This window comes from Mycobacterium sp. SM3041, assembly GCF_039668335.1.
Taxonomy (GTDB): domain Bacteria; phylum Actinomycetota; class Actinomycetes; order Mycobacteriales; family Mycobacteriaceae; genus Mycobacterium.
On the sequence record NZ_JAYXBQ010000045.1, the window covers coordinates 22187 to 46273 of the forward strand.

20 protein-coding genes are annotated in these 24087 nt (G+C 67.6%); 11 read left to right on the forward strand and 9 right to left on the reverse strand.

Annotated elements, in window-relative coordinates; translation table 11 throughout:
* Positions 1-218 precede the first annotated feature (218 nt).
* From VXD91_RS14080 to VXD91_RS14095, 4 genes are read right to left on the reverse strand one after another with little or no spacing between them, the layout of a single operon-like run.
* Positions 219-1760 carry an APC family permease gene (locus VXD91_RS14080; RefSeq protein WP_346415709.1) on the reverse strand — a complete coding sequence of 514 codons (1542 nt, stop codon included), beginning with the start codon at positions 1758-1760 and terminating at the stop codon, positions 219-221.
* On the reverse strand, positions 1753-2604 hold the full coding sequence (locus tag VXD91_RS14085) for a universal stress protein (protein ID WP_212811981.1): 852 nt from the start codon (positions 2602-2604) through the stop codon (positions 1753-1755). Before VXD91_RS14085 ends, VXD91_RS14080 begins: the two co-directional genes overlap by 8 nt.
* Before the next feature lie 3 nt (positions 2605-2607).
* Positions 2608-4551, reverse strand: a complete 1944-nt coding sequence (locus VXD91_RS14090) for a primary-amine oxidase (RefSeq protein WP_346415710.1) — start codon at positions 4549-4551, stop codon at positions 2608-2610.
* A 59-nt stretch (positions 4552-4610) separates the two neighbouring features.
* Entirely contained in the window at positions 4611-6041 is a 1431-nt protein-coding gene (locus VXD91_RS14095; RefSeq protein ID WP_212811979.1) for an aminobutyraldehyde dehydrogenase, read from the reverse strand.
* Positions 6042-6183: 142 nt separating this feature from the next.
* Here VXD91_RS14095 and VXD91_RS14100 point away from each other — a divergent pair, with 142 nt between their 5' ends.
* On the forward strand, positions 6184-7719 hold the full coding sequence (locus VXD91_RS14100; RefSeq protein ID WP_212814859.1) for a PucR family transcriptional regulator: 1536 nt from the start codon (positions 6184-6186) through the stop codon (positions 7717-7719).
* Here the strand turns inward: VXD91_RS14100 and VXD91_RS14105 are convergent, their stop codons facing one another.
* Positions 7720-10566, reverse strand: a complete 2847-nt coding sequence (locus VXD91_RS14105) for an RND family transporter (RefSeq protein ID WP_212811978.1) — start codon at positions 10564-10566, stop codon at positions 7720-7722.
* A complete protein-coding gene (locus tag VXD91_RS14110; protein ID WP_212811977.1) occupies positions 10563-10994 on the reverse strand; it encodes an MmpS family transport accessory protein in 432 nt (143 codons plus the stop codon). Before VXD91_RS14110 ends, VXD91_RS14105 begins: the two co-directional genes overlap by 4 nt.
* Positions 10995-11432: 438 nt before the next feature.
* Between VXD91_RS14110 and VXD91_RS14115 the strand changes: the two genes are divergently transcribed.
* Positions 11433-12614 carry an FAD/NAD(P)-binding oxidoreductase gene (locus VXD91_RS14115; protein WP_212811976.1) on the forward strand — a complete coding sequence of 394 codons (1182 nt, stop codon included), beginning with the start codon at positions 11433-11435 and terminating at the stop codon, positions 12612-12614.
* A 55-nt stretch (positions 12615-12669) separates the two neighbouring features.
* On the forward strand, positions 12670-12939 hold the full coding sequence (locus VXD91_RS14120) for a metal-sensitive transcriptional regulator (RefSeq protein WP_212811975.1): 270 nt from the start codon (positions 12670-12672) through the stop codon (positions 12937-12939).
* Positions 12940-12946: 7 nt separating this feature from the next.
* On the opposite strand, the gene VXD91_RS14125 is transcribed toward VXD91_RS14120, so the two are convergent.
* Positions 12947-13639, reverse strand: coding sequence for a cupin domain-containing protein (locus VXD91_RS14125; protein ID WP_212811974.1), 693 nt, complete (start codon positions 13637-13639; stop codon positions 12947-12949).
* A gap of 174 nt (positions 13640-13813) precedes the next feature.
* On the opposite strand from VXD91_RS14125, the gene VXD91_RS14130 reads away from it, so the two are divergent.
* Entirely contained in the window at positions 13814-14020 is a 207-nt protein-coding gene (locus VXD91_RS14130; protein WP_212811973.1) for a hypothetical protein, read from the forward strand.
* 70 nt (positions 14021-14090) lie between these two features.
* Here the strand turns inward: VXD91_RS14130 and VXD91_RS14135 are convergent, their stop codons facing one another.
* Positions 14091-14927, reverse strand: coding sequence for an alpha/beta hydrolase (locus tag VXD91_RS14135; protein WP_212811972.1), 837 nt, complete (start codon positions 14925-14927; stop codon positions 14091-14093).
* A gap of 111 nt (positions 14928-15038) precedes the next feature.
* Between VXD91_RS14135 and VXD91_RS14140 the strand changes: the two genes are divergently transcribed.
* The 7 genes from VXD91_RS14140 to VXD91_RS14170 all read left to right on the forward strand — a co-directional run bounded on the left by VXD91_RS14140 (position 15039) and on the right by VXD91_RS14170 (position 23142).
* On the forward strand, positions 15039-15605 hold the full coding sequence (locus tag VXD91_RS14140) for a TetR/AcrR family transcriptional regulator (protein ID WP_212811971.1): 567 nt from the start codon (positions 15039-15041) through the stop codon (positions 15603-15605).
* Between the two features lie 53 nt (positions 15606-15658).
* Positions 15659-17017 (forward strand): Pup--protein ligase, encoded by a 1359-nt coding sequence (gene pafA, locus VXD91_RS14145; protein ID WP_212811970.1) that lies wholly within the window; start codon positions 15659-15661, stop codon positions 17015-17017.
* Positions 17018-17086: 69 nt separating this feature from the next.
* A complete protein-coding gene (locus tag VXD91_RS14150; RefSeq protein ID WP_212811969.1) occupies positions 17087-18082 on the forward strand; it encodes a YafY family protein in 996 nt (331 codons plus the stop codon).
* Positions 18079-19059, forward strand: coding sequence for a YafY family protein (locus VXD91_RS14155; protein WP_212811968.1), 981 nt, complete (start codon positions 18079-18081; stop codon positions 19057-19059). Before VXD91_RS14150 ends, VXD91_RS14155 begins: the two co-directional genes overlap by 4 nt.
* 31 nt (positions 19060-19090) lie before the next feature.
* On the forward strand, positions 19091-19348 hold the full coding sequence (gene tatA / locus VXD91_RS14160) for a Sec-independent protein translocase subunit TatA (RefSeq protein ID WP_020100720.1): 258 nt from the start codon (positions 19091-19093) through the stop codon (positions 19346-19348).
* Positions 19349-19481: 133 nt separating this feature from the next.
* On the forward strand, positions 19482-20369 hold the full coding sequence (tatC, locus tag VXD91_RS14165) for a twin-arginine translocase subunit TatC (protein ID WP_244872591.1): 888 nt from the start codon (positions 19482-19484) through the stop codon (positions 20367-20369).
* On the forward strand, positions 20353-23142 hold the full coding sequence (locus VXD91_RS14170; RefSeq protein WP_346415711.1) for an RNA helicase: 2790 nt from the start codon (positions 20353-20355) through the stop codon (positions 23140-23142). The genes tatC and VXD91_RS14170 overlap by 17 nt, the downstream gene beginning before the upstream one ends.
* 11 nt (positions 23143-23153) lie before the next feature.
* Here VXD91_RS14170 and VXD91_RS14175 read toward each other — a convergent pair whose 3' ends face one another.
* Positions 23154-24032, reverse strand: coding sequence for an MBL fold metallo-hydrolase (locus VXD91_RS14175; RefSeq protein WP_318985930.1), 879 nt, complete (start codon positions 24030-24032; stop codon positions 23154-23156).
* Positions 24033-24087 lie beyond the last annotated feature (55 nt).

The following is a 24087-nucleotide window of genomic DNA, read 5'->3' on the forward strand; positions in this document are numbered from 1 at the left end:
GGATGCGGGCATTGATCCTGTGCCCACACACTCAGTTACTCGGCCTTGTGCGCCCAGGTTTCAGGGTGAACGCGGGAATGCCCGGCTTGGGTGTTGATCCTGTGCTCAGGCACACGGTTACTCGGCTTTTTGCGCCCACGATGCAGAGTCAACGGCCACACACACGAAACGCGCCCCGCCACGCCGAAGCGTGACGGGGCGCGTCAGATCGAGCCGCCTCAGGGCAGCGGGGGCGTGTCCATCGTCAGCGTCTCGCCACGGAAGAACGCCGGCTGGGACGCGCGCATCACGAGCATCAGCACCGCGCCGAAGAGCAGGATGCCGAAGCCCAGATAGAACACGAGGCCGATGCCGCCGATCTCCGCGCCGCTGCCGCTGGCCGTCGGATCCATGCTGACGAGCACCGATTTGACGAACACGGACAGCAGCATGATGCCACCGAGCAGGGGGAACACCAGCTTGTAGATGACGTTGTGCGCGTTGAGGAACAGTTCCTTGCGGAAGAACCAGACACAGGCGAACGCCGTGATGCCGTAGTACCAGCAGATCATGATGCCAAGGGCGGCAATGGTATCCAGCAGCGTGCGTTCGGACAGCAGCGTCACGATGGTGTAGAACGCGGCGGTCACCACCCCGGCGACGACGGTGCTGTACACCGGCGACAGGGTGCGCGGGCTGACGCTGGCGAACCGCTTGGGGAAGGCCCCGTAGGTGCCCATGGCCAGCATGGTGCGGGCGGCCGGCAGCACGGTGGTCTGCAGGCTGGCGATCGACGAGGCGAACACCGCCAGCAGGAGCAGCGGCCCGCCCCATTCGCCGAGGACCGGATAGGCCAGCGCGCCGAAGACGTTGGCCGCATTGTCCTTGTTGCCCAGTCCGAGGCCGGTGTCGCCGATCCCGGCATACATCATCACGGCGACCGCGACCAGGAGGTACGTCAGCAGGATCGACAGAACGCAGAGCAATCCGGCACGACCGGGCACCTTGGTGGGGTCCTTGCATTCCTCACCGAGGGTCAGACAGGTGTCCCAGCCCCAGAACGCGAAGATGGAGCCGATGAGCCCGATCACGAAGGCGCTCATGGTGAGTCCGGTGAAGGGGTCGAACCAATCGATGTCGAAGCTCAGGTGCCCTTCGGCCCCGCCGGACCGCACGATCGCGACGATCGAGAACGTGATGAGCACGATCATCTGGAAGCCGACCAGGACGTACTGCACCTTCTCGCTGGTCGTGATGCCACGGCACGAGATGTAGGTGGCGATGGCCAGCAGCGCGACGGTCGAGCCGATGTTGACCCAGACGTTGTCGGCGGAGAGCGTGGCGAGACTCTCGTTGTGGAGCACCTTGCCCAGGAACTCGTAGCCGAACTGGACGCCGATCGACGCGAGATTGGACAGCACGATGATGGTGGCGATCACCATGCCCCACCCGCACATCCAGCCGACGTACGGGCCGAAAGCCTTGGTGGACCACGTGAATGACGCGCCGCAGTCGGGTGCCCGCGAGTTCAGTTCGCGGTATGCGTAGGCGGTCAGGAACATGGGGATGAAGCCGGCGATCAGGATGGCGGGCATCTTCAGCCCGACCGCCGCGACGATCAGCCCGATGCTGGCGGTGAGCGTGTAGCCCGGTGCCACGGTCGAGATACCGAGGATGGCCCCGGTGAAGGTGCCGATTCTGCCTGCGGCGAGGCCCTTGGCGACGAGGCCTTCTTCCCGCTCTACGCGAGCGAGGTCGGAATCGGCCAGTTGTTCAGTCATTATCAGCCCCTTCAGCTTTCGGAACCACGATCATGGGGACCTGCAGGACGCGCAGCATTTTTGCCGCGGTCGATCCCAGGAAGAGCCGGCGGGGCTGTGCGAGCCGGCTGGACCCGACCATGATCACGTCGCCGTCATGCCAGCCGAGCTTGTTGACGGCGTCCTCGACGCCGGCGCCGGTGGCCACGCGCGAGCTGACCGGAATACCCTCCGGCAGAAATGCTTTCGCTTGGTCGAGGGCCTTCTGTGCGTGCTGCTGTGCCAGCTCGAGATCGTCGGCGTCGTCGACGGCGACCAGCGACACCAGACGCAGCGGCGTCCCGGTGTCCCGGCAGAGCCGCAGCGCGCTGTCCAGGAGCGCCTTGGCGCCCGGCCGGGTGCCGACGGCGCACGTGACTTCCCGAATCCGGTCATTGTGCTTCAGGCGGGCGCCGCGCGGCGCGATGACCACGGGAATCGGCGACGCGTGGACCAGGTCGTTGACCACCGAGCCGAGGGACAACGAGCCGGCGATACCGCCGCCCGCGCCGCCGACCACGAGGGCCTCGGCCCCGGCGGCTTCTGCCGCGGCGATCAGGCCCGCGGTGCTGGACTCGTCGAAGCTCAGGTGGGTCGTCACCTTGAGGTCGCTGGGGACGCCGGCCGCGGCTGCGGCGAGCCAACTTTCGGCTTCGCGCTGCAGGATGCCGCCGGGCGTGGTGGCCAGCGCCGACCGGTCGCTGGGCAGCACCATGCACAGGTCGATCTCGGCGCCGAGGGTGCGGGCGATCTGCTCGCCGACGGCGACGGCGTCGTCACCGCCGGGCGTCGCGAGATACGCGACGGCGATTCGCGGAGTGGTCACGGCTCAGCCTTCTTCACAGTTGGAGGACATGTGGCAGGCCTTCGGCGGCGTCGGTGCGACGTCGATCGACGGGTTGCGATCGAAGAAGCCGACGGGCTTGAGCCAGAAGTTGACGGTGTCGACCGGCATGATCGGCCAGTCTTCCGGCCGGGTGATGTGGTGGATGCCGAACACGTACCACAGCACCACGTCGGTGTTCTCGATCGAGCGGTTCGCCTCGGTCCACATCGGCAGGCCGGTGTCTTCCTTGCTCTGTGTGACGAATTCACCTGCGGGCCAACGCTCTTCGGGGGAGTTGGGGGTGACCCACACGGTGTGCTCGATGGCGCGGCAGCGTGCCAGAACCGGGGAGTTCGGATCGAACATGGCGGGGAAGGCGCCGCCGGGCACAAGCTTGTACGCCGGTGGGGTTCCGATGCCGTTGCGGACGTTGTCGTTGACGACCTTCCATGCCCGCTGGGTCTGGAAGTTCATGTCCTGCTTGCCCTCGGCCTCGGTGCGCAGCGGGGTGTTGCGCTGCCGCAGCGACAGCCCGTAGGGATTGTCCGGCCCCATCGGTTCGATCTCGGTCTCGCTGGCGTACACCGTGTTCTCGGTGCCATCGATGTCGAGGTCGAGCCGGGCGACGAGGAAGTGCTGGTGGTACGGCGCATAGGTGCGGTTGTCGACCAGCGTGCCGTGGGGGTGGGCCTGGCCCTCCGGGAAGTTGCTCACCACCATGATTCCCGTTGCGCGGACCTCGCATTCGATGTTGCCGTCCTGGTAGAACCGCCAGTAGGTGAGGTACTCGTAGTTGGCGACGGTGACGTGGAACGACACCGTGAGCCGGCGCATGCGGCGCACCTCGGCGCCGTGGTGGTGGTCGACGTGCTTCCACAGCACGGCGTTGTCTTCTTCGTGGATGCAGATGGCGTTCTTGATGGTGTAGGGCTCGCCCTTGCTGTTGTGCAGCACGGCGTCCAGGTACCGGATCTCGCCGAGACAGTCACAGCCCAGCTCCAATGAGGTGGTCATGAAGCCGATGCCCCACTCGCCGATGTCGAAAGCCGTTCGGCGGTAATGGTCGGTGCAGTGGTCGCGGTAGGGGACCATCATCTCGGCGAACGACATCCGGTTGGCCACCGACCGCACGTTGCCGTTGTCGTTGTAGCTCACCGCGTGCAGCGTCATGCCCTCGCGGTAGTTGAACCCGACGCGCAGCGACCAGTTCTGCCACTTCAGCAGATTGCCCTCGAGGGTGAACGAAACGCCTTCGGGCTGAGTGATGTTCAGCGGCTGCAGCGGCTCCCGGGTGCCCACATTGCGGATGCGTTCGGGAATGTGCTGCGGCACATACTCACCCATCATGTCCGGCCGATCGACGGTGAAGGTGTCCTCGATCTCCAGCAGTTCCATGGTGTTCATGTCGATGACACAGTGGAATCCGTTGACGGGGCCGGCGTAGGGGTTCGCGCCGTCGGCGGCCCGCACCCAGGTGTCGGTCCAGCCCAGGCGGCGGTCCTTGTACTGCTCCGGCATCACGACGTCGCCGTAGGTCCAGGTGTCCATGAACACCAGGTCCATGTCGGTGATGCCGCGCTTCGCCAGGGCCGCAATGACATCCGGGTGCTTGCGCAGCACCTCGTCGGCCTCTTCCCATTCGTCGACGGTGAAGTTCGGCTGCACGCCCGGGATGTGGTCCCACGACAGCACCGATTCGTCGGTCAGCGACACCACGCTCTTGTAGGTGCGGTTGTTCGCGGTGTCGAGCAGCGTCGCCAGCGCACGCCGGTCCGGCTTGGCGCCGGTGGCGTCGAATGCGGCCACCTCGGCCTTGGCGGGTTCGATCATCTCGACGGAGGTGTACCGCCAGCCGTCCCCGACGCCGTGCGCCGCCGCGAGAATCTCGGCGACCTTGGTGAATTCGGCTGCGGTCAGTGGGTCGAGGGGGTGGAAGGTGTCGGGCATCGGTGCAACTCCTGTCGGCACGGGTCGAGTCGGTGGGGTGAAAAGAGGGGGAAGACGGATCAGTCGTGGGCGCTCATGACGTGCTTGATCCGGGTGTAGTCCTCGACGCCGTAGATCGACAGGTCCTTGCCGTAGCCGGAGTACTTGAAGCCGCCGTGGGGCATCTCGGCCACCAGTGGGATGTGGCAGTTGATCCACACGGCACCGAAATCAAGTGCGCGGCTGAACTTTTCCGCGGTCGCGTGGTCCTTGGTCCACACGCTCGAGGCCAGGGCGTAGCGCACGTCGTTCGCGTAGTCGATGGCCTCCTCGTCGGTGCTGAACGACTGCACGGTGAGGATGGGGCCGAAAGTCTCGTCCTGGACGATGGGGTCGTCCTGGCGCACGCCGGTGATCACGGTCGGTTCGAAATAGAAGCCCTTGTCGCCCAGCTGCTTTCCGCCGGTGACGATGGTGGCGTGGTCCGGCAGCGCGGCGATCTTCTGGCTGACCGCCGTGAAGTGGTTGACGTTGTTCAGCGGCCCGTAGAACGCGTCGGCGTCATCGGGCAGGCCCGGGCGCAGCGTCTGCGCGGCCTCGACCAGGGCGTCGACGAACTGGTCGTGGATGGACTCGTGGACGATCGCGCGGGTGGCCGCGGTGCAGTCCTGCCCGGCGTTGAAGAAGGCGGCCTGGGCGATTCCCGTTGCGGCCTTCTTGATGTCGACGTCGCCGAACACCACCGCGGGCGCCTTGCCGCCGAGTTCGAGGTGGCTGCGCTTGAGCTGCTGGGCGGCTGCCGAGGCCACGGCGATGCCGGCGCGGACCGAGCCCGTGATGGAGACCAGTCCGATGGCCGGATGGTCGACCAACTCGGCGCCCGTCGCACCGGTGCCCAGGACGACGTTGAACACGCCGTCGGGCAGGATGCCCTTGCTGATGCGGGCCAGCACCAAGGTGCTCTCCGGGGTGGTGTCGCTGGGCTTGAGGACGACGGTGTTGCCGGTGGCCAGGGCCGGACAGATCTTCCAGATCGCCATCATGAACGGGTAATTCCACGGCGTCACCTGACCCACGACGCCGATCGGCTCGCGCCGCACGTAGGAGGTGAAGCCCTCCAGGTACTCGCCGGCGGACAGCCCTTCGACCATGCGTGCGGCGCCCGCGAAGAATCGCACCTGGTCGGCACTGACGGCGACTTCCTCGGCGGCGATCATCGACTTGAGTTGGCCCGTGTTGCGGCACTGTGCCTCGACGATCTCGTCACTGTGCGCCTCGATCGCGTCCGCGAGCTTGAGCAGTGCCTGCTGACGCACGCTGGGCGTGGTGCGGCCCCAGGTGGCGAAGGCCCGCTCAGCGGCGGCCACTGCGGCGTCTACGTCGGCGCGGTTCGATACCGGAGCCTGCCCGACCACCGAGCCGTCGACGGGGCTGATCAGGTCGATGGTCTCCGACGATGACGATTCGACGAACTGGCCGTCGATGTAGTTCTGCAGTAGGCCGTCGGGCATCTCGTACCGCCGCTCTCTCGTGAAGTTCAGAAGTGTCTGGCGGCCTTAGTGTGCGCCAGGACACACCCCTCAGCATCGGACAATCCGGGGATTTTCGGCGGAGTTTTTCGACATTCTGTACATTCAGGCGGTGACTGTTCCGGTGCGATGGGTGCTGGACCAAGCTGATCTGCGGATCCGGCTGCGTGGCGGCGCCGTCGGCGTCGGTGGTGAGATCAGTCTGGTCCTGACCACCGAGTTGGCCGACCCGGCCAAATGGCTGTCCGGTGGTGAGCTGGTGCTGACCACCGGGATCAGTCTGCCGCCGGCGTCTGCCGACCGGCGGGACTACCTCCGCCGCCTCCACGAAAGTGGCGTCGCCGGTGTGGGATTCGGTATCGGGCTGACCTTCGACGAGGTGCCGGAAGAACTGGTGTCCGCCGCGGAGGAGTTGGGGCTGCCGCTGCTGGAGATTCCGCTGCGGACGCCGTTCGCGGCCGTCGTGCAGCGGGTCAGCTCGCGTATCGCGGCACTGCAGTACGACGCGGTGCTGCGGGCGTCCCGCGCACAGCCGCGAATCACCCGGGCTGTCGTCAGTGGTGGCCCGCAAGAGGTTGCCGCCGAACTGGGGCGAGCGCTGCGCGCCAGCGTGGTGGTGCTGGATCCGTCCGGCACGGTGATCGCTTCCCACCCGCGCAATCTCAACGTCACCACGGTCAACCTGGTGCGTGATGCCATCGAGCCCGGGGCCGCGTCGGCCGTCGCGGTGCTGGCCGAAGGTGTCACCGTCGCGCAGCAGTCCATCCGCGTCGGCGGCCGTTCACACGGGGTGCTCGGCGTGGTCAGTGAAACGGCATTGAGTCCGGTCGATCAGGTGCTGTTGGGCCACGCAAACTCGTTGCTCGCCTTGGATTTCGAGAAACCGGTGCGCTTGAAGGAGGCGCAGCAGCGGCTCAACGAGCAGGCGCTCGGCCTCATCCTCACCGGTGAGGCCAACCTGGAACCGGCCTGGGCGCAACTGTCGCAGGCCGCCGATCACCGGGGCCGGATCAGGGTGCTGGTCGCGCAGGCGGACTCGGACACGAACGCCGACGCCGACACCGCCAACCTGCTCAAGAAGGTGAGCGCGGCGATCCATGAGCAGTTGGACCAGGCGGGTCAACCCGCATTCGTGCACGGCGCCGACACGTGGCTCGCGGTGCTGTTGCCGGGAGCGGAGGCCGAGGAGATCGCCGCTGCCCTGGTGTCCCGGATCGATGCGTCGTTGCGCCGGACCATCCGCCTGGGGCTCAGCGGAATTCAGCCGCTGGCCAAGCTCGCCGAGGCCGTCGACAACGCCCGGTTGGCGGCCTCCGTCGCCGAATGCGGCCGGCCTCCGCTCGAATTCTCGGCGCTGGCCGGCAGCGCGCTGCTGGCATTCGGGGAGAGTCGCGACGTGCTGGTTGCCCTCGGCGCGGCGGTACTGACTCCGGTCCTCGACCACGACGCCGAGTTCGGTTCGGGATTGCTCACCTCGCTGCGTGCATTCCTGGAAGCCAACGGCCACTGGGAATCCGCGGCCGCGGCCGTCGGCGTGCATCGGCACACCATGCGCAAGCGCATCGAGACCGCCGAGGCGCTGCTCGGCGTCGACCTCGCGATCGCCCGGGTCCGCGCCGAACTGCTGCTGGCGATCCTGGCGCGGACGCCGGGCGACTGATCAGCCCACCGGCGCAGGGGAGTGCTGCTCGGTTGCCGCCGCCGTGCGGCGGGGCCGCAGCGGCCACCAGAACCACCGGCCGAGGAGCGCCGCGACGGACGGCGTCATCAATGACCGAACGATCAAGGTGTCGAACAACAATCCGAGTCCGATGGTCGTGCCGGCCTGACCGATGGAGCTCAGATCGCTGGCGGCCATCGACATCATGGTGAAGGCGAACACCAGGCCGGCTGTGGTCACGACACTGCCGGTCTCGCCCATCGAGCGGATGATGCCGGTTTTCAGTCCGGCGCCGATTTCCTCCTGGAACCGGGAGACCAGCAGCAGGTTGTAGTCGGAGCCGACCGCCAGCAGGATGATCAGGCCGAAAACCGGTGCGATCCAGTTCAACTCGAGGCCCAACAGGTTCTGCCACACCAGCACCGAGAGTCCGAACGCCGCACCGAGGGACAGCAGCACGGTGCCGACGATGACCAGCGATGCGACCAGCGCCCGCGTGATGAGCAGCATGACGACGAAGATCAGGGTCAGTGCGGCGGTGCCGACGATCAGCAGGTCGTACTGCGAGCCCGACTGGATGTCTCGATAGATCGCGGCGGTGCCGGCGAGGTAGAACTTGGCACCGGTGAGGGCCGATCCCTTCACCGATTGATGCGCGGTCTCGAGCGTCGGCAGGACCGCGGCGATGCCGTCCGGGGTGGCCGGATCTTCGGCGTGCGTGATGATGAAGCGCGCGGCCTTGCCGTCGGGGGACAGGAACAGCTTGAGGCCGCGCTGAAAGTCCGCATTGGCAAAGGCTTCCGGTGGCAGGTAGAAGTAGTCGCCACTGCGGGACGCGTCGAAGGCCTGGCCCATGGCGCCGGCGGTGTCGGTCATTGCGGACATCTGGGTGATCAGCCCGGAGAAGCTGCTGTGCAATGTGAGCAGCGTGCCGCGCATGGACTCCACCGTCGCGATCATGGGCGGGAACTGGGCCCTCATCTGTGGCAACAGCGCGACCGTGCTGTCCATGTCGGTGCCCAGTGCGGCCATGTCCGAACTGAACGTGTCGACGTTGTCGATGGCGTCGAAGACCGATCTGGTTGCCGCGCAGACCGGGATGTCGCTGCAGTGCTGCTCCCAGTAGAAGTAGTTGCGCAGCGGCCGGGCGAAGTCATCGAAGTCCGCCAGATGGTCGCGCAGTTCGCCCATGGTGATGTGCATTTCGTGCACGTCCGTCGCCAGGTGCCCCGTGGCGCCACTCATCTGGTCCACCAACGCCTGCAGGCGCTTCATCGGTCCGATCAGGCCGCCTAGGTCGTCACTCATCTTCAGGATGTCGCCCATCCGGTCTTTCATGATCCGGAGGTTCTGCTGGATCGGGATGGACTGGGCGCTGACCTGGAAGGGGATGGAGGTGTGTTCGGTCGGCCCGCCGAACGGGCGAGTGATGCTCTGCACCATCGCGATTCCGGGCAACTTGAAGATGTCCTTGGCCAGCTTGTCCAGGATGATCATGTCGGCGCTGTTGCGCATGTCGTGATCCGTCTCGACCATCAGGATGTCGGGATTCATCGTGGCAGCGCTGAAGTGGCGCTCGGCGGCGTCGTATCCGACGTTCGACGGCAGGTCGCGAGGGATGTAGAAGCGGTCGTCGAAGCTCAGTTTCATGCTGGGCATGAACATGATTCCGACGAGCGCGACCAGTAGGGACGCGACGAAGATCGGCGCCGGCCAGCGGACGGTGGCGGTGCCGATGCGTCGCCAGCCCGTGGTCTTGGTCATCCGTTTCGGTTCGAGCAGGCCGCGGCGGGTGGCGACGGCCACCACGGCCGGCGCCGCGGTCAACGCGCCCGCAACGACCACGACGAGCCCCAGGGCGGAGGGGATGCCCAGCGCCTTGAAGTACGACAGCCGTGCCAGGTGCAGGCAGAGCGTCGCGCCGGCGATGGTCAGGCCGGAACCCAGGATGATGTGGGCGGTGCCGCGAAACATGGTGTAGTAGGCGGCTTCCGGGGTCTGTCCGGCTTGGCGGGCCTCGTGGTAGCGGCCCACCAGGAATATGGCGTAGTCGGTTCCCGCGGCGATGGCCAGCGAGGACAGCATGGCGACCACGAATGTCGAGAAGCTCAGCAGACCGTGGTCGCCGAGCAGCGCGACCAGGCCCCTTGCGGTGCCCATCTCGAAACCGACCATCACCAGCACGAGCGCGACAGTGCTCGCGGAGCGGTAGGCCACGGCCAGCATGATGATGATCACGACGCCTGTGACGCCCATCATCGTGAGCATGCTCTTGTCGGCGGCCTCGTTCATGTCGGTGGTCAGTGGCGCCGGCCCCGTCACGTAGACCTTCAGCCCCGGGGGCGGCGTCTGCCGCTCGACGATCTCCCGCACGCGGTCGACCGATTCATTACCCAGCGTGCTGCCCTGGTCGCCGGCGAGATTCAGCTGGACGTACGCCGCCTTGCCGTCGCGGCTCTGCACGCCCGCGGAGGTCAGCGGGTCGCCCCAGACGTCCTGCACGTGTTGTACGTGCGCGGAATCGGCCCGCAGCGCCCGCACCAGGCCGTCGTAGAAGCGGTGGGCCTCGTCGCCGAGTTTCTCGTCGCTTTCGAGGATGACCATTGCGATGCTGTCGGAATCCGACTCGCGGTACGTCGCACCGATCTTCTTGGCGGCGATCAAAGCCGGGGCGTCCTGCGGCGACATCGTCACCGCGTGTTCGCGGGCCACCGACTCGATCTGTGGCACAAGGACATTCAGGGCGACGGTGAGCAGCAGCCAGCCGATGACGATGGGCCAGGCGAACCGCCGGATGAATCGCATGTACGCCGGGCGGGTGTCGTGGTCACTGTTGTTGGCGCTCATGCGTTCTTGACCAGACACGAGGTCTGGGCATCACGCCCGAGGGCGGACTGCTCCTGGCGGGCCTCGCCATCCACGGTGATACGACATCCGAGCCGGTCGCCGTCGCCCTGCGCGACGATGCTCGCGATCGTCGCCGGTGCGGTCGTGGTGATCTCCACGGTCCACGGCAGGGCGGCGAAACTTGCCTGCACCGGCTGGGCGTTCTCATCGAGGTAGTTGACGCTGCCCGCGGTGCCGGTGGGGCCGAAAACCTCATAGACCACATGCTTGACATGCGTCGGCTCGAGTGGCTCGGCAGTGCGGCCGGTGGCGGTGAAGATCGGTTCGGAGCCGAACGCGCCGCGCAGTTGCGTGACTGCCGTCGCGCCCAGCGCGACGGCGACCACGGTCACCGCAGGCACCCAGATTCTCGCCAGGACAGGTGGCATCGTTGTCTCCCCTCACAGCGCACGACGCAGGCTGTAGCCCGTGGACGCGCAATATGCGATACCCCTCGGGGTATTGAATCAAGCCAAACGTACCATACCCCCTAGGGTATGGCTGTCAGTGTGAGATCTCCGACAAGTTCGTTGGCGCATACCCCAGGGGGCATGCTATGAAGGAATGGTACGAGCCGCGGCGGAGAGCCTGATCGGATCGAATCGCCAAGGAGCACAACATGGCTCACCGGCTCGATCATCCGCGCGGCCACCGGAGGGAGTGAATCATGTGCCAGGCCAAGCGTTGTTCGCAATGCGGCAAGACCACCTGGTCGGGCTGTGGGATGCACGTCGACGCCGTCAAGGCCACGGTACCCGCCGGCCAGTGGTGCGACGGGCACCCCAAATCCGATCGACCGTCCCGCATGAAGTTCTGGAGGTAGGAACGTGAAAGACACGAAGCTCGTCATCCTCGGCGCCGGTATCGGCGGTCTGTCGGTCATCAAGGAACTCGCCGAATCCGGAGTGGCCCTTGACGATCTCGACCTGACCATCGTCGACGAGGACTTCTCGCACTTCCTAGGCTTCACCCTGCCCTGGGTACTGCGCGGTTGGCGCGAGGAGGGCAGCGTGCCCATCGAGCCCACGGTCTCCGCCCTGCGCGGCGTCAACACCGTCACCGGGACCGTTGCCGACATCGATCATTCGGCTCGCGTCGTGACGCTGGCCGACGGCGACGAGATCGGGTTCGACGCATTGATCATCGCCACCGGTGCCCGCAACGTCATCGACAAGGTGCCGGGGCTGCGTGATTCCGTCGATGCCGGGTCCGCTGTGCACTACTACAGCGCCGAGGCTGCCGCGGCCGCGCACGCCGCGTTGCAGCAGTTCTCCGGTGGCAGGCTCGTCTTCCTGGTCACCTCGTTGCCGTACCGCTGTCCGGTCGCCCCCTACGAGGGTGCGCTGCTGGCCGCGGACCTGTTGCGGGACAACGGTCACCGGGAGGCCACCGACATCGCGGTGTACACCCCGGAGAAGCAGCCCATGCCCTCGGCAGGGCCGTACGCCGGGCTGGAACTGGTGGAGATGCTGGGCGCCAACGACATCGGCTTCCATGGCGAGCATGCCGTCGAGCGCATCGACGCCGAGCACAAGGTGATCCACTTCGCCGACGGCACCGCCACCGAGTTCGATCTCCTGGTGTTCGTCCCGCCCCACGAGCCGGCCGTGACGATCGACGGCGCGGGTTGGATCACCGTCGACGCCGAGATGGCCACCGGGTACCCGGGCATCTTCGCCATCGGTGACGCGGCCGCCGTGACCGCCGAGTCGGGGCGACCGCTGCCCAAGGCGGCGATCTTCGCGAAGAACGGGGCGAGGGCGGCGGCCCGCAACGCGCTGCGCTACCTCGGGCGGGTCGGCGACGGTGCGGCGATGTCGGGCGAGGGCTACTGCTACATCGACGTCGGCGGCCATGTCTCGGCGCAGGGCAAGGGCAACTTCTTTGCGACGCCGCACCCGACGATCCATCTGACCGAGCCGTCCGAACTGCTCCACCGCGACAAGCAGACCGAAGAGAACGAGTGGCGGGCGCTGTGGGAGCGCGCTGCCGTCCCGGCCGGCCGCTGATACCCTGAGGGGTATAGCGGGCTCGGACCGTGAACCAAGGAAAGGCAGGTGCGACATGGTCGGCGATGAAGAGGCCATGGCCGCCGTTCTGGCCCGGTTGCGCCGCGCGCAGGGACAGCTGGCCGGTGTCATCTCGATGATCGAGCAGGGCCGCGAATGCAAGGACATCGTCACGCAGCTCGCGGCGGTGTCGAAGGCACTCGACCGGGCGGGATTCAAGATCGTCGCCACGGGCCTCCGCGAGTGCCTGGCCGGCAACGCCGCGGAGGGCCGTGACCCGATGACCGAGGCCGAGTTGGAGAAGCTGTTCCTGTCGCTGGCGTGAGGCCGGCTCAGTGGGCCGGCCGCTTGATGATGGTGAGCGACTGGTCGATCTTCTTGAACTTGGTGAAAGTGTCTGCGGGAACGCCGAACACGGCGCCGAGAACATCGGGCGGCAGCTTGCTGATGGACGCTCCGATGCCGATGTCGTCTTCGCCCTCCTGGGTGCTGGCGTTGAACACGATCAGCAGACTCAGATTCTGGGTGCCCTTGTTCTCGAAGTAGTGCAGTGAGCCCTGCGGCGCGAACACCACGTCGCCGACGTTGGCCTCGAACTGCTCGGAGTGCCCCATCGGATCGAGCAGGGTCCAGGTCGCCACACCGCTGGTGATGACATTGATCTCCCAGGCGCTGGGGTGCCAGTGCGGTTCCCGGATGCCACCGGGCTCCAGGGTGACCATCACCACGCTGGCTTCCTGTCCGGTGAGTATCGGCCAATTGCCTTCGTAGGCTTGGCGCAGCGTGCCGCCCTCGAACTGGGTGGGCGCCAGGGCGCCGAGGTGGAACATGTGCGGCTGTGCCGTGTTCAGCTCGGCCGGGATGCGCGGGTTGCCGAACCGGGCGGCGTTGTCGGTCATGGTGTTTTCCTGAGTTTCCTTGCGGGGCAGAGGGGTTGAGAACGCGCGGTCGGCGCCGGCGCCGGCGATCGCCGCAACCCCGACTGCGCCCGCACCGCCGAGCATCGTCCGTCGATTGATCATCATGTGGACAGATTCACCGGCGTCCGGGCCGTTGTCGTCAGCGCTGGCACCCAACCGCGTCTTCCTGCTGGCTGCAATACGGAATTGATGCCTGCGGTAGCGACTTTTGCCTGGTCAGGGCCGACGATTGAGGCAGTCCGAAAGCGGACGAGCCCTTCGACAGAAAGCGCACCGATCATGAAGAACCCGATCAAGTTCATCGCTCCCGCAATGGCCGTGGCCGGTATTGCCGGTGCCCTCCTGCTGGCGCCGATCGCCAGCGCCGACACCGATCCGCTGATCCCCAACGGAACCGACCCGCACTCGTCGTACGTGTTGGGCGAGCACTTCTCCAACCATGACGAGGCCAACCAGAGCGCCGGCTACCTGGATACGTCGTTCTGATCCCCGCCGAACCGGCACGGCTCCGTCCGCCACCCACCTCGGGTGGCGGACGGAGCCGTTTCTGGATGTGTCAGAAGCGCCGGACGAAATCCAGTGCGGTGGCGGCGACGTCGCGCCACCCACTGTCGATGACGAGGGAGTGGCCGCGTCCCGGGATTTCGACGATCTCGGTGACGTTCGGGTTCTTCTGCTGCCGCTTGTACGACGCGTTGGCGATGGCCCACGGCACGGTGTGGTCCTTCTCGCCCGAGATGATCAGCAGCGGACCACGTTCCGGATTCCGGGTGTCGACCTTGGCCTCGGTGCTCGAATGGAAGTTGGCGGTGGCGGCCTGGAACAGCGGCAGGCCCGAGCCGGCGACCGAGTAGTTCTCGTACAGCTTTGCCGACTCCTCTTCGGACACGGCATTGCCGAACCCGAACCGGAACTGCTTGGGGGTCAAGGCGACCGCGCGGTCACGGTTGAGCGGGTTGCCGAGGACGGGGAACGCCGAGCGCAGGGCCGCGATCGGCAGCGGCAGCACGCCGCGGAACGGCGCGGGATCGATCGCGACCGCGACCTTGGCCAGGCCGAGGCCCGCCAGCTTCTGGGTGATCAATCCGCCGAACGAGTGGCCGATGACGATCGGCTTGCGGTCGAGTGCGCCGATGACGTCGACGTAGTGCTGCGTGATGTCACCGATGCTCTTGCGGGCGAACACCGACGGATCGCGACGGGCGTCCTCCACTGTCGCCGGATCGTCGGGCCAACCGGGGGCGAGGGTCACGAAACCCTGTTCCTCGAACAACGTCCGCCAGCTGTCCCAGCTGTTCGGCAGCAGCCACAGGCCGTGTACGAACACGACGGGCTGCCGTCCGGTGCGGTTGGCGCGGTCGATGTCGGCCTGTTCGGTCCGGGTGATGGTCATGGCGTCTCCTCAAAGTAGAAAGAACGGTCGTTCTGCCTCTGTAACCGGCGACGCGCGGGATGTGTTCCCGAAATCAGAAAGAACGTTCTAGCTCGCGAGTACGCTGGGGTCATGGACAGTGCCGAAGCGGCTCTGCGACCACGCGAGCGGCTGCTGCGGGTCGCGGCGGAGCTGTTCTATCGCGAAGGAATCCACGCCGTCGGCGTCGACCGGATACTCGCCGCGGCGGGCGTCACGCGCGCCACCATGTACCGCCACTTCAAGGGCAAGGAAGGGCTCGTCGAGGCGTACCTCGGGCTCGAGGACGAGACCATCCGCGGCTACTTCCGCGACGCCGCGGCCACCGCCGGCCCGGATGCCGACATGCTCGAGCTGGTGATCGACGGCATCGCCGAAGACATCGCGAGGTACCACACCCGCGGTTGTCCGTTCATCAACGCCGCCGCCGAGTACCCCGCGCCGGACAGTCCGGTGCGGCAACTCATCGCCCGGCACCGCAACTGGTTTCGCGGTGCGCTGCAGGACGCGGCCGGCGCTTGCGACGACGCCGAGCAGGTCGCGGCATCGCTCGTGCTGCTGCGGGACGCCGCGCTGGTCGGCGGATACCTCGACGGAATCGACTCGACCCAGACCGCCTTCGTCCGGGCCGCCCGGCAGGCCGCGGGTATCTCTCGGTGATGCGCGGCCTGTTGCCCACCTAATACCCATGCCCAACCCGTAAGCTCGATTGTGTGCAGCGACGGATCATGGGAATCGAGACCGAGTTTGGCGTGACCTGCACTTTTCATGGTCACCGCCGGCTCAGCCCTGACGAGGTAGCGCGGTATCTGTTCCGGCGAGTGGTGTCGTGGGGCCGCAGTTCCAACGTCTTCTTGCGAAACGGTGCACGCCTGTACCTCGATGTGGGCAGCCACCCCGAGTACGCGACCGCCGAATGCGACAACCTCGCGCAGCTGGTCACCCACGATCGCGCGGGTGAGCGCGTGCTCGAAGATCTGCTGGTCGACGCCGAGCAGCGGCTCGCCGACGAGGGCATCGGCGGCGACATCTACCTGTTCAAGAACAACACCGACTCGGCGGGCAACTCCTACGGCTGCCACGAGAACTACCTGATCGTGCGGGCCGGGGAGTTCTCCCGGATTTCGGACGTGCTGTTGCCGTTCCTGGTCACCCGCCAGCTGATCTGCGGCGCGGGCAAGGTGCTGCAGACGCCGAAGGCCGCGACGTTCTGTCTGAGCCAGCGCGCCGAGCACATCTGGGAGGGTGTCTCCAGCGCGACCACCAGGTCACGGCCCATCATCAACACCCGCGACGAGCCGCACGCCGACGCCGAGAAGTACCGCCGGTTGCACGTCATCGTCGGCGACTCCAACATGTGCGAGTCCACCACCATGCTCAAGGTGGGCAGCGCCTCGCTGGTGCTGGAGATGATCGAGGCGGGCGTGCCGTTCCGGGACTTCTCGCTGGACAACCCGATCCGGGCCATCCGTGAGGTCAGCCATGACCTGACCGGCCGGCGCGCCGTGCGGCTGGCGGGCGGGCGGCAGGCCTCGGCGCTGGACATCCAGCGCGAATACCATTCGCGCGCCGTCGATTACCTGCAGACCCGCGAGCCCAACGTGCAGCTCGAGCAGGTCGTCGACCTGTGGGGCCGCCAGCTCGACGCCGTCGAGAGCCAGGACTTCGCCAAGGTCGACACCGAGATCGACTGGGTGATCAAGCGGAAGTTGTTCCAGCGCTACCAGGATCGCTACAGCATGGAGCTGTCCGACCCCAAGATCGCGCAGCTGGACCTGGCCTACCACGACATCAAGCGCGGACGCGGCGTGTTCGATCTGTTGCAGCGCAAGGGCCTGGCCGCCCGCGTCACCACCGACGAGGAGATCGACGCGGCGGTCAACACCCCGCCGCAAACCACCCGGGCCAAGCTGCGCGGCGAATTCATCACCGCCGCACAGGAAGCCGGGCGCGACTTCACCGTCGACTGGGTGCACCTGAAGCTCAACGACCAGGCGCAACGCACGGTGCTCTGCAAGGACCCGTTCCGGTCGGTCGACGAGCGGGTGAACCGGCTGATCGCCAGCATGTGACGGGCGCGTCCGTCACCGCGGGCGCGCCGGTAACCGGGTGGCGCACAGCAACCACTTAGTCTGTTGGACGTGGCGACGTCCAAGGTTGAGCGGTTGATGAACCTCGTCATTGCGCTCCTGTCCACCCGTAGCTACCTGTCCGCAGAGCAGATCCGGGCCAACGTCACGGGCTACCAGGACCCGCCGACCGACGAGGCGTTCTCCCGGATGTTTGAGCGCGACAAGAACGAGCTGCGCGACCTCGGCATCCCACTGGAGACCGGGCGCGCCTCGATGATGGACGTCAATGACGGCTACCGCATCAACCGCACCGCCTACGAGCTGCCGCCCGTCGAGCTGACGGGCGACGAGCGCGCCGTCGTCGCGATCGCCACCCAGCTGTGGGAATCGCAGGAGATGGTCACCGCCACGCAGAGCGCGCTGCTCAAGCTGCGGGCCGCGGGCGTGGACGTCGACGCGCCCGACGCGGGCGTCGCGATCACCACCGGAACCACGCAGGGGCTGCGCGGTTCCGAGGAGGCCCTGGGAATTCTGTTGTCGGCCATCGACTCCGGCCGTGCCGTGCAGTTCGCGCACCGTCCCAATCGGAGTTCGCCGTACGTCGACCGCACCCTCGAGCCCTGGGGCGTGGTCACCTACCGCGGCCGGTGGTACGTCGTCGGTCACGACCGCGACCGCAACGACGCGCGCACCTTCCGGGTGTCGCGCATCGCCGGTGAGGTGCGCGCCGTCGGACCCGACCACGCCGTCACCCGGCCCGAGGGCGTCAACCTGCGGGACATCGTGCACCGTGCGGTCTCCGAGTGGCCGGCCGGCGAGCAGGCCCGGATCTGGGTCGCCGAGGGGCGGGCGACGGCGTTGCGCCGGCAGGCCGTCAGCTCCTCACCCAGCACGCGCGGCGGGCGCAGCGGCGACGAGATCGTCGTCGACATCGGCATGGTCGACCGGCTGGCCCGGGAGATCGCCGGCTACGGCGCCGACGCGGTCGCGCTGGAGCCGAAATCTTTGCGGGACAACGTGATCGGACGGTTGCGTGCGCAGGCGGGGGAGAGCCTTCACAAGTGAGCAACGTATCCACCCGCCTCGTGCGGCTGTTGAACATGGTCCCGTATTTCCAGGCCAATCCGCGGGTCAGCCACACCAAGGCCGCCGCTGATCTGGGCGTGACACGCAAGCAGCTGGAAGCCGACCTCTGGCAGCTGTTCGTCTGCGGGCTGCCCGGCGGAGGCCCCGGGGAACTGATCGACCTCGACTTCGAGGGCGACACCATCGAGGTGATCTTTTCCGCGGGCATGGACCGCGCACTGCGGCTGACGTCGCCGGAGGCCACCGGTGTGCTGATGGCGCTGCGCGCGCTGGTCGACGTACCCGGTGTGGTGGATCCCGACGTGGCGCGCAGCGTGATCGCCAAGATCGAGGCCGCTGCCGGGACCGCCGGCGCGACGGCCGCGGCGGTGCCGGCCCCGGACGTCACCGGCGACGTCGAGAACAAGGCGACGGCGACGGTGCGGGCCGCGGTGCGCGACAAGCGGGCGTTGTCCCTCGAGTACTACTCCGCTTCGCACGACACCGTCTCGCAGCGCGTCGTCGACCCGATCCGGGTGGCCCTGATCGGTGACCACAGCTACCTCGAGGCGTGGTGCCGCACCGCCGAGGGGGTGCGGCTGTTCCGCTTCGACCGCGTCGTCGACGCCACCGCGCTGGACGAACCCGCCGCGCCGCCGGCACCCGCGGTGCAGGCCGGACCGGACACGTCGCTGTTCTCCGCGGAGACCGCGGACCCGACACTCCCGGTGGCGACGCTGCTGATCGACGAGTCCGCGGCGTGGATGTTCGACTACTACCCGCTGGCGGTGCAGCGCGAGATTCCCGACGGCAGCTGGGAAGCCACCATGAGTTACGCGTCGACCGACTGGATGGCCCGGTTCGTCCTCGGTTTCGGTTCGGCGGTCCGCGTGCTGGACCCGCCCGAACTCGCCGACCGCGTGCGGGAGTCCGCGGTAGCGGCGCTGGCGGCGTATGAACCCGGCCCTGGCGAGTAGACTCGGCCTCAACTTCTGGAGGTGACCCAAATTGGGCGGTTTGCAACCGTGGCACTGGTTGATCGTCATCGCGGTGTTCGTGCTGCTCTTCGGCGCGAAGAAGCTGCCGGACGCCGCGCGTTCGCTCGGTAAGTCGATGCGCATCTTCAAGTCCGAGTTGAAGGAGATGCAGTCGGACGGTACGACGGAGCAGCAGCCTGCGCCGCGTCCCATCACTGCTGAGCGCGTCGAGAACCCGGCACCCGCACCGCAGGCGGCGCCGGACGCCGCGGACAAGCACCCGGCCTGACCTTTGCCGTGATCCCGCCGCGGGCCCAGCGCACGCGGCGGTCGGCGTCTTTCACACTCACGTGCCAGTAACCGCAATTTTCCGAAAGCTCGACCCGCGCCGCCGACGGTCGCGGGTCAATCCTGACGGCACCATGTCGCTCGTCGATCACCTCGAGGAGCTCCGGACCCGGCTGCTGATCGCGGTCATCGCGGTCCTGTTGACGACCGTCGTCGGCTTTCTCTGGTACGGCCACAGCTTCTTCGGATTCCCCAGCCTCGGTGACTGGCTGCGCGGCCCGTACTGCTCGCTGCCGGCGTCGTCGCGGGCATCCATTGCGCCGGACGGGGAGTGCCGGCTGTTGGCCACCGCGCCCTTCGACCAGTTCATGCTGCGTCTGAAGGTCGGTATGGCGGCGGGCATCATCCTGGCCTGCCCGGTGTGGCTCTACCAGATCTGGGCGTTCATCACCCCGGGCCTCTACAAGAAGGAACGGCGCTTCGCGTCGTTGTTCGTCGGCGTCGGCGCGCTGCTGTTCGTGTCCGGTTCGATCTTGGCCTACGTGGTGCTGTCCACGGCCCTGTCGTTCCTGTTGACCGTCGGCAGCGACGTACAGATCACCGCGCTGTCCGGTGAGCAGTACTTCGGCTTCCTGATCAACCTGCTGATCGTGTTCGGCATCAGCTTCGAGTTCCCGCTGCTGATCATCATGCTGAACCTGGTCGGGGTGCTCACCTACGAGAAGCTCAAGGCCTGGCGCCGCGGGCTGATCTTCGGCCTGTTCGTGTTCGCGGCGTTCGTGACGCCCGGCTCCGATCCGTTCTCGATGCTGGCACTGTCGCTCGCGCTCACCGTGCTGCTGGAGATGTCGATCCAGGTGGCGCGGCTGCACGACCGGCGCAAGGCCCGGCGCGAGGCCGAGCTCGAAGCCCAGGCCGTTCCCGACGACGAGGCCGCCCCGATCGGGTCGGTCGAGCCCATCGATGCGCCGGCTGCCGTGCCCACCCCGACCCGGCTGACCATCGATGACGACGCCACCTGACCCGCAGGACGTGACTCCGGCCGAACCGGGGCCACAGCTCCGCGACTTCGCCGCCGGTCTGTCGTTCACGCTTGACCCGTTCCAGACCGAGGCCTGCGTGGCGCTCGAGAACGGGCGCGGCGTCCTGGTGTGCGCCCCGACCGGCGCCGGCAAGACCGTCGTCGGCGAATTCGCGGTACATCTGGCGCTGGCGGCCGGGCGCAAGTGCTTCTACACCACCCCGATCAAGGCGCTGAGCAACCAGAAGCACAACGATCTCGTGGCCCGCTACGGCGCCGAACGTATCGGCCTGCTCACCGGTGACCAGGCGATCAACGGTGACGCCGACATCGTCGTGATGACCACCGAAGTGCTGCGCAACATGCTGTACGCCGATTCGCACGCGCTGCACGGCCTGGCGTACGTCGTGATGGACGAGGTCCACTTCCTGGCCGACCGCATGCGCGGCGCGGTGTGGGAGGAAGTGATCCTGCACCTGCCCGACGAGGTCCGGCTGGTCAGCCTGTCGGCGACCGTGAGCAACGCCGAGGAGTTCGGCGGCTGGATTCAGACGGTTCGCGGTGACACGACCGTCGTCGTCGACGAACACCGCCCGGTGCCGCTGTGGCAGCACATGCTCGTCGGCAAGCGGCTGTTCGATCTGTTCGACCTGTCGAAGGGGACATCGGGAGCCAAGGGCAAGGCGCGCGTCGACCCGGAGTTGTTGCGGCACATCGCGCATCGCCGCGAGGCGGACCGGCTGATGGACTGGCAGCCCCGCGGGCGCGGCCGCGACGGGCACCGGGGCCGGCCTGCCATGTACCGGCCACCGAGCCGTCCCGACGTCATCGGCACGCTCGACCAGGCCGGCCTGCTGCCGGCCATCACGTTCGTGTTCTCCCGCGCCGGGTGCGACGCCGCGGTCAAACAGTGTCTGCGGTCCGCGGTGCGGCTGACCAACAAGGCCGAGCGCGAGCGGATCGCCGAGATCGTCGACCGGCGCTGCGCCGATCTGGCCGAGTCCGATCTGGCGGTGCTCGACTACCACGAGTGGCGCGAAGGCCTGCTGCGCGGCCTGGCTGCCCACCACGCCGGCTTGCTGCCGGTGTTCCGGCACACCGTCGAGGAGCTGTTCACGGCCGGCCTGGTGAAGGCCGTCTTCGCCACGGAGACACTGGCTTTGGGCATCAACATGCCCGCCCGCACCGTGGTGCTGGAACGGCTGGTCAAGTACAACGGCGAGCAGCATGCCCCGTTGACGCCGGGGGAGTACACGCAGCTGACCGGCCGCGCCGGGCGCCGCGGCATCGACGTCGAGGGCCACGCCGTGGTGCTGTGGCACGCCACCGACGAGATGGCCGATCCGGCCCAGGTCGCCGGCCTGGCGTCGACCCGAACGTTCCCGCTGCGCAGTTCCTTTGCGCCGTCGTACAACATGACTATCAACCTGGTGCAGCACATGACGCCGGCTGCGGCGCACCGGCTGCTCGAGCAGTCGTTCGCGCAGTACCAGGCCGACCGGTCGGTCACCGGGCTGGTGCGCGGCATCAGGCGCGGTGAGCGGATGCTCGCCGAGATCGCAGCCGAGCAGGGGGACGACTGGGAGTCGGTGCTCGAGTACGCCCGGCTGCGGGCGCGCATCACCGAACGCGAACGGGCGCAATCCCGGGCCGGTCGCCTGACGCGGCGCAAGGGCATCAACGACGCGCTGGCCGCGCTGAAGCGTGGCGACGTCATCGCCATCGGCCTGGGCCGCCGCAGCGGGCTGGCCGTGGTGCTGGAGCCGGCGTACGACGCAGACGATCCCCGCCCGCTGGTGCTGACCGAACACCGTTGGGCGGGAAGGATTTCCGCGGCCGACTACGCGGGGACGTCGCAGCGCCTGGGCAGCATGTCGCTGCCCAAGCGGGTGGAACACCGGCAACCCAAGGTGCGCCGTGACCTGGCGTCGGCCCTGCTGTCGGCGGCCGAAGCGCTCGACGTGCCGTCGGTGCGGCGCAGTCGCGGATCCGCCGAGGCGACGCCGGACATCGACCCGGAGCTGGCCGGCCTGCGGGAACAGATGCGCCGTCACCCCGCGCACCAACTGCCCGACCGCGAGGCCAGAGTGCGCGCCGCCGAGCGCTACCTGCGCATCGAACGCGACAACGACCAGACCCAGCAGAAGGTCGCGGCGGCCACCAACTCCCTGGCCCGCACCTTCGACCGCATCGTGTCGCTGTTGAGCGAGCGGGGCTTCATCGAAGGCGCCGAAGGCGAGCCGGCGGTGACCGAAGACGGACGGCTGCTGGCCCGGATCTACAGCGAGAGTGACCTTCTGGTCGCCGAATGCCTGCGCGGCGGGGTGTGGGATGACCTGAACCCTGCCGAACTGGCTGCCGTCGTCTCGGCGGTGCTGTTCGAATCGCGCGGTGACGGCCCGTCGGTACCGCCGGGCTCCGAGCAGGTCACCGACGAGGTGCGACGGGCACTGGCCAAGACCCGCAGGTTGTGGACCGACATCCGGGGCGACGAGCGCCGGCACCGGTTGCCGTTCAGCAGGGAACCCGACGCCGGGTTCGCCGCGGCGATGTACAGCTGGGCGACCTATGGCGACCTGACCGCGGCGCTGTTGATGTCCGACAACGGCAACGGAAATGCGCTTCCCGCAGGTGATTTCGTGCGGTGGTGCCGTCAGGTGCTGGACCTGCTGGACCAGGTGCGGCTCGCTGCGCCGGCGCCGCAGCTGAGGGTCACGGCCAAACGTGCCATCGGGGCCGTGCGTCGCGGCGTCGTCGCCATCGACACCATGTGACCTGCCGCGCCTCAGGCCAGGCCGAGATCCAGCCAGTCGTCGACCATGAACCGGTCGCCGCGCGCCACGATGGTGGCGCCGCCATGGCCGGCGTAGTGCGCCGGCACCACGGCCGCCCGGCGCCGCGATGCCTCGGTGAACACCCGCTTGCGGGTGACGGTCGCCTCGGCCGCGTCGACGTCGAAAGCGCACGGATCATCCGGCCGGGGAATCTGGATCGGACAGTGCGTCAGGTCGCCGACGAACACCGCCGGCTTGCCGGCATCGAGCCACAGCACCGACGATCCGGGCGTGTGGCCGGGGGCCGGGCGCAGCCACACCGAGTCACTCAGCTGATGGTCGCCGGAGAACTGCACGGTCTGGTCGGCCACCGGGATGACGCTGTCCTCGAACACCGTTCGCATCTCGTCGGTGGTCTCGGGGTTGTCGGGCGCGAAGAACCGGTAGTCGGCCTCCGGCATCAGGTAGCGGGCGTTGGGGAAGGTGGGCACCCAGGCGCCGTCGACCAGTTGGGTGTTCCAGCCGACGTGATCGGTGTGCAGGTGCGTGTTGAGGACGACGTCGACGTCGGCCGGGTCGATGCCCGCGGCCCGCATGTTGTCGAGGAATGGCGTGTCGAGGTGGTCGAGCGGCAGCATGTGCGGCCGGTGCCGGTCATTGCCCGCGCCGGTGTCGATGACGATGGTCAGCCCGTCCACCTGCAGCACCCAGCTCTGGATCGCGATCCGGAACAGGTCGGTCTCGGGGTTCCAGAATCGCGGCGCCAGCAGCTCGGCCTCGGCGTGCCAGGCCTCCGGCGGTGTCGACGGCCACAGCGTGGTGGGGATTTGCACCTGGGTTTCCGCGACGCGCGTCAAGACGGCGTTGCCGAGCCGGATTCGGTCCGTCATACCGCGAGACTAAGGCCGGCCGTGCCAGGTGATGCCCAGACACGCGCCCCGCGTG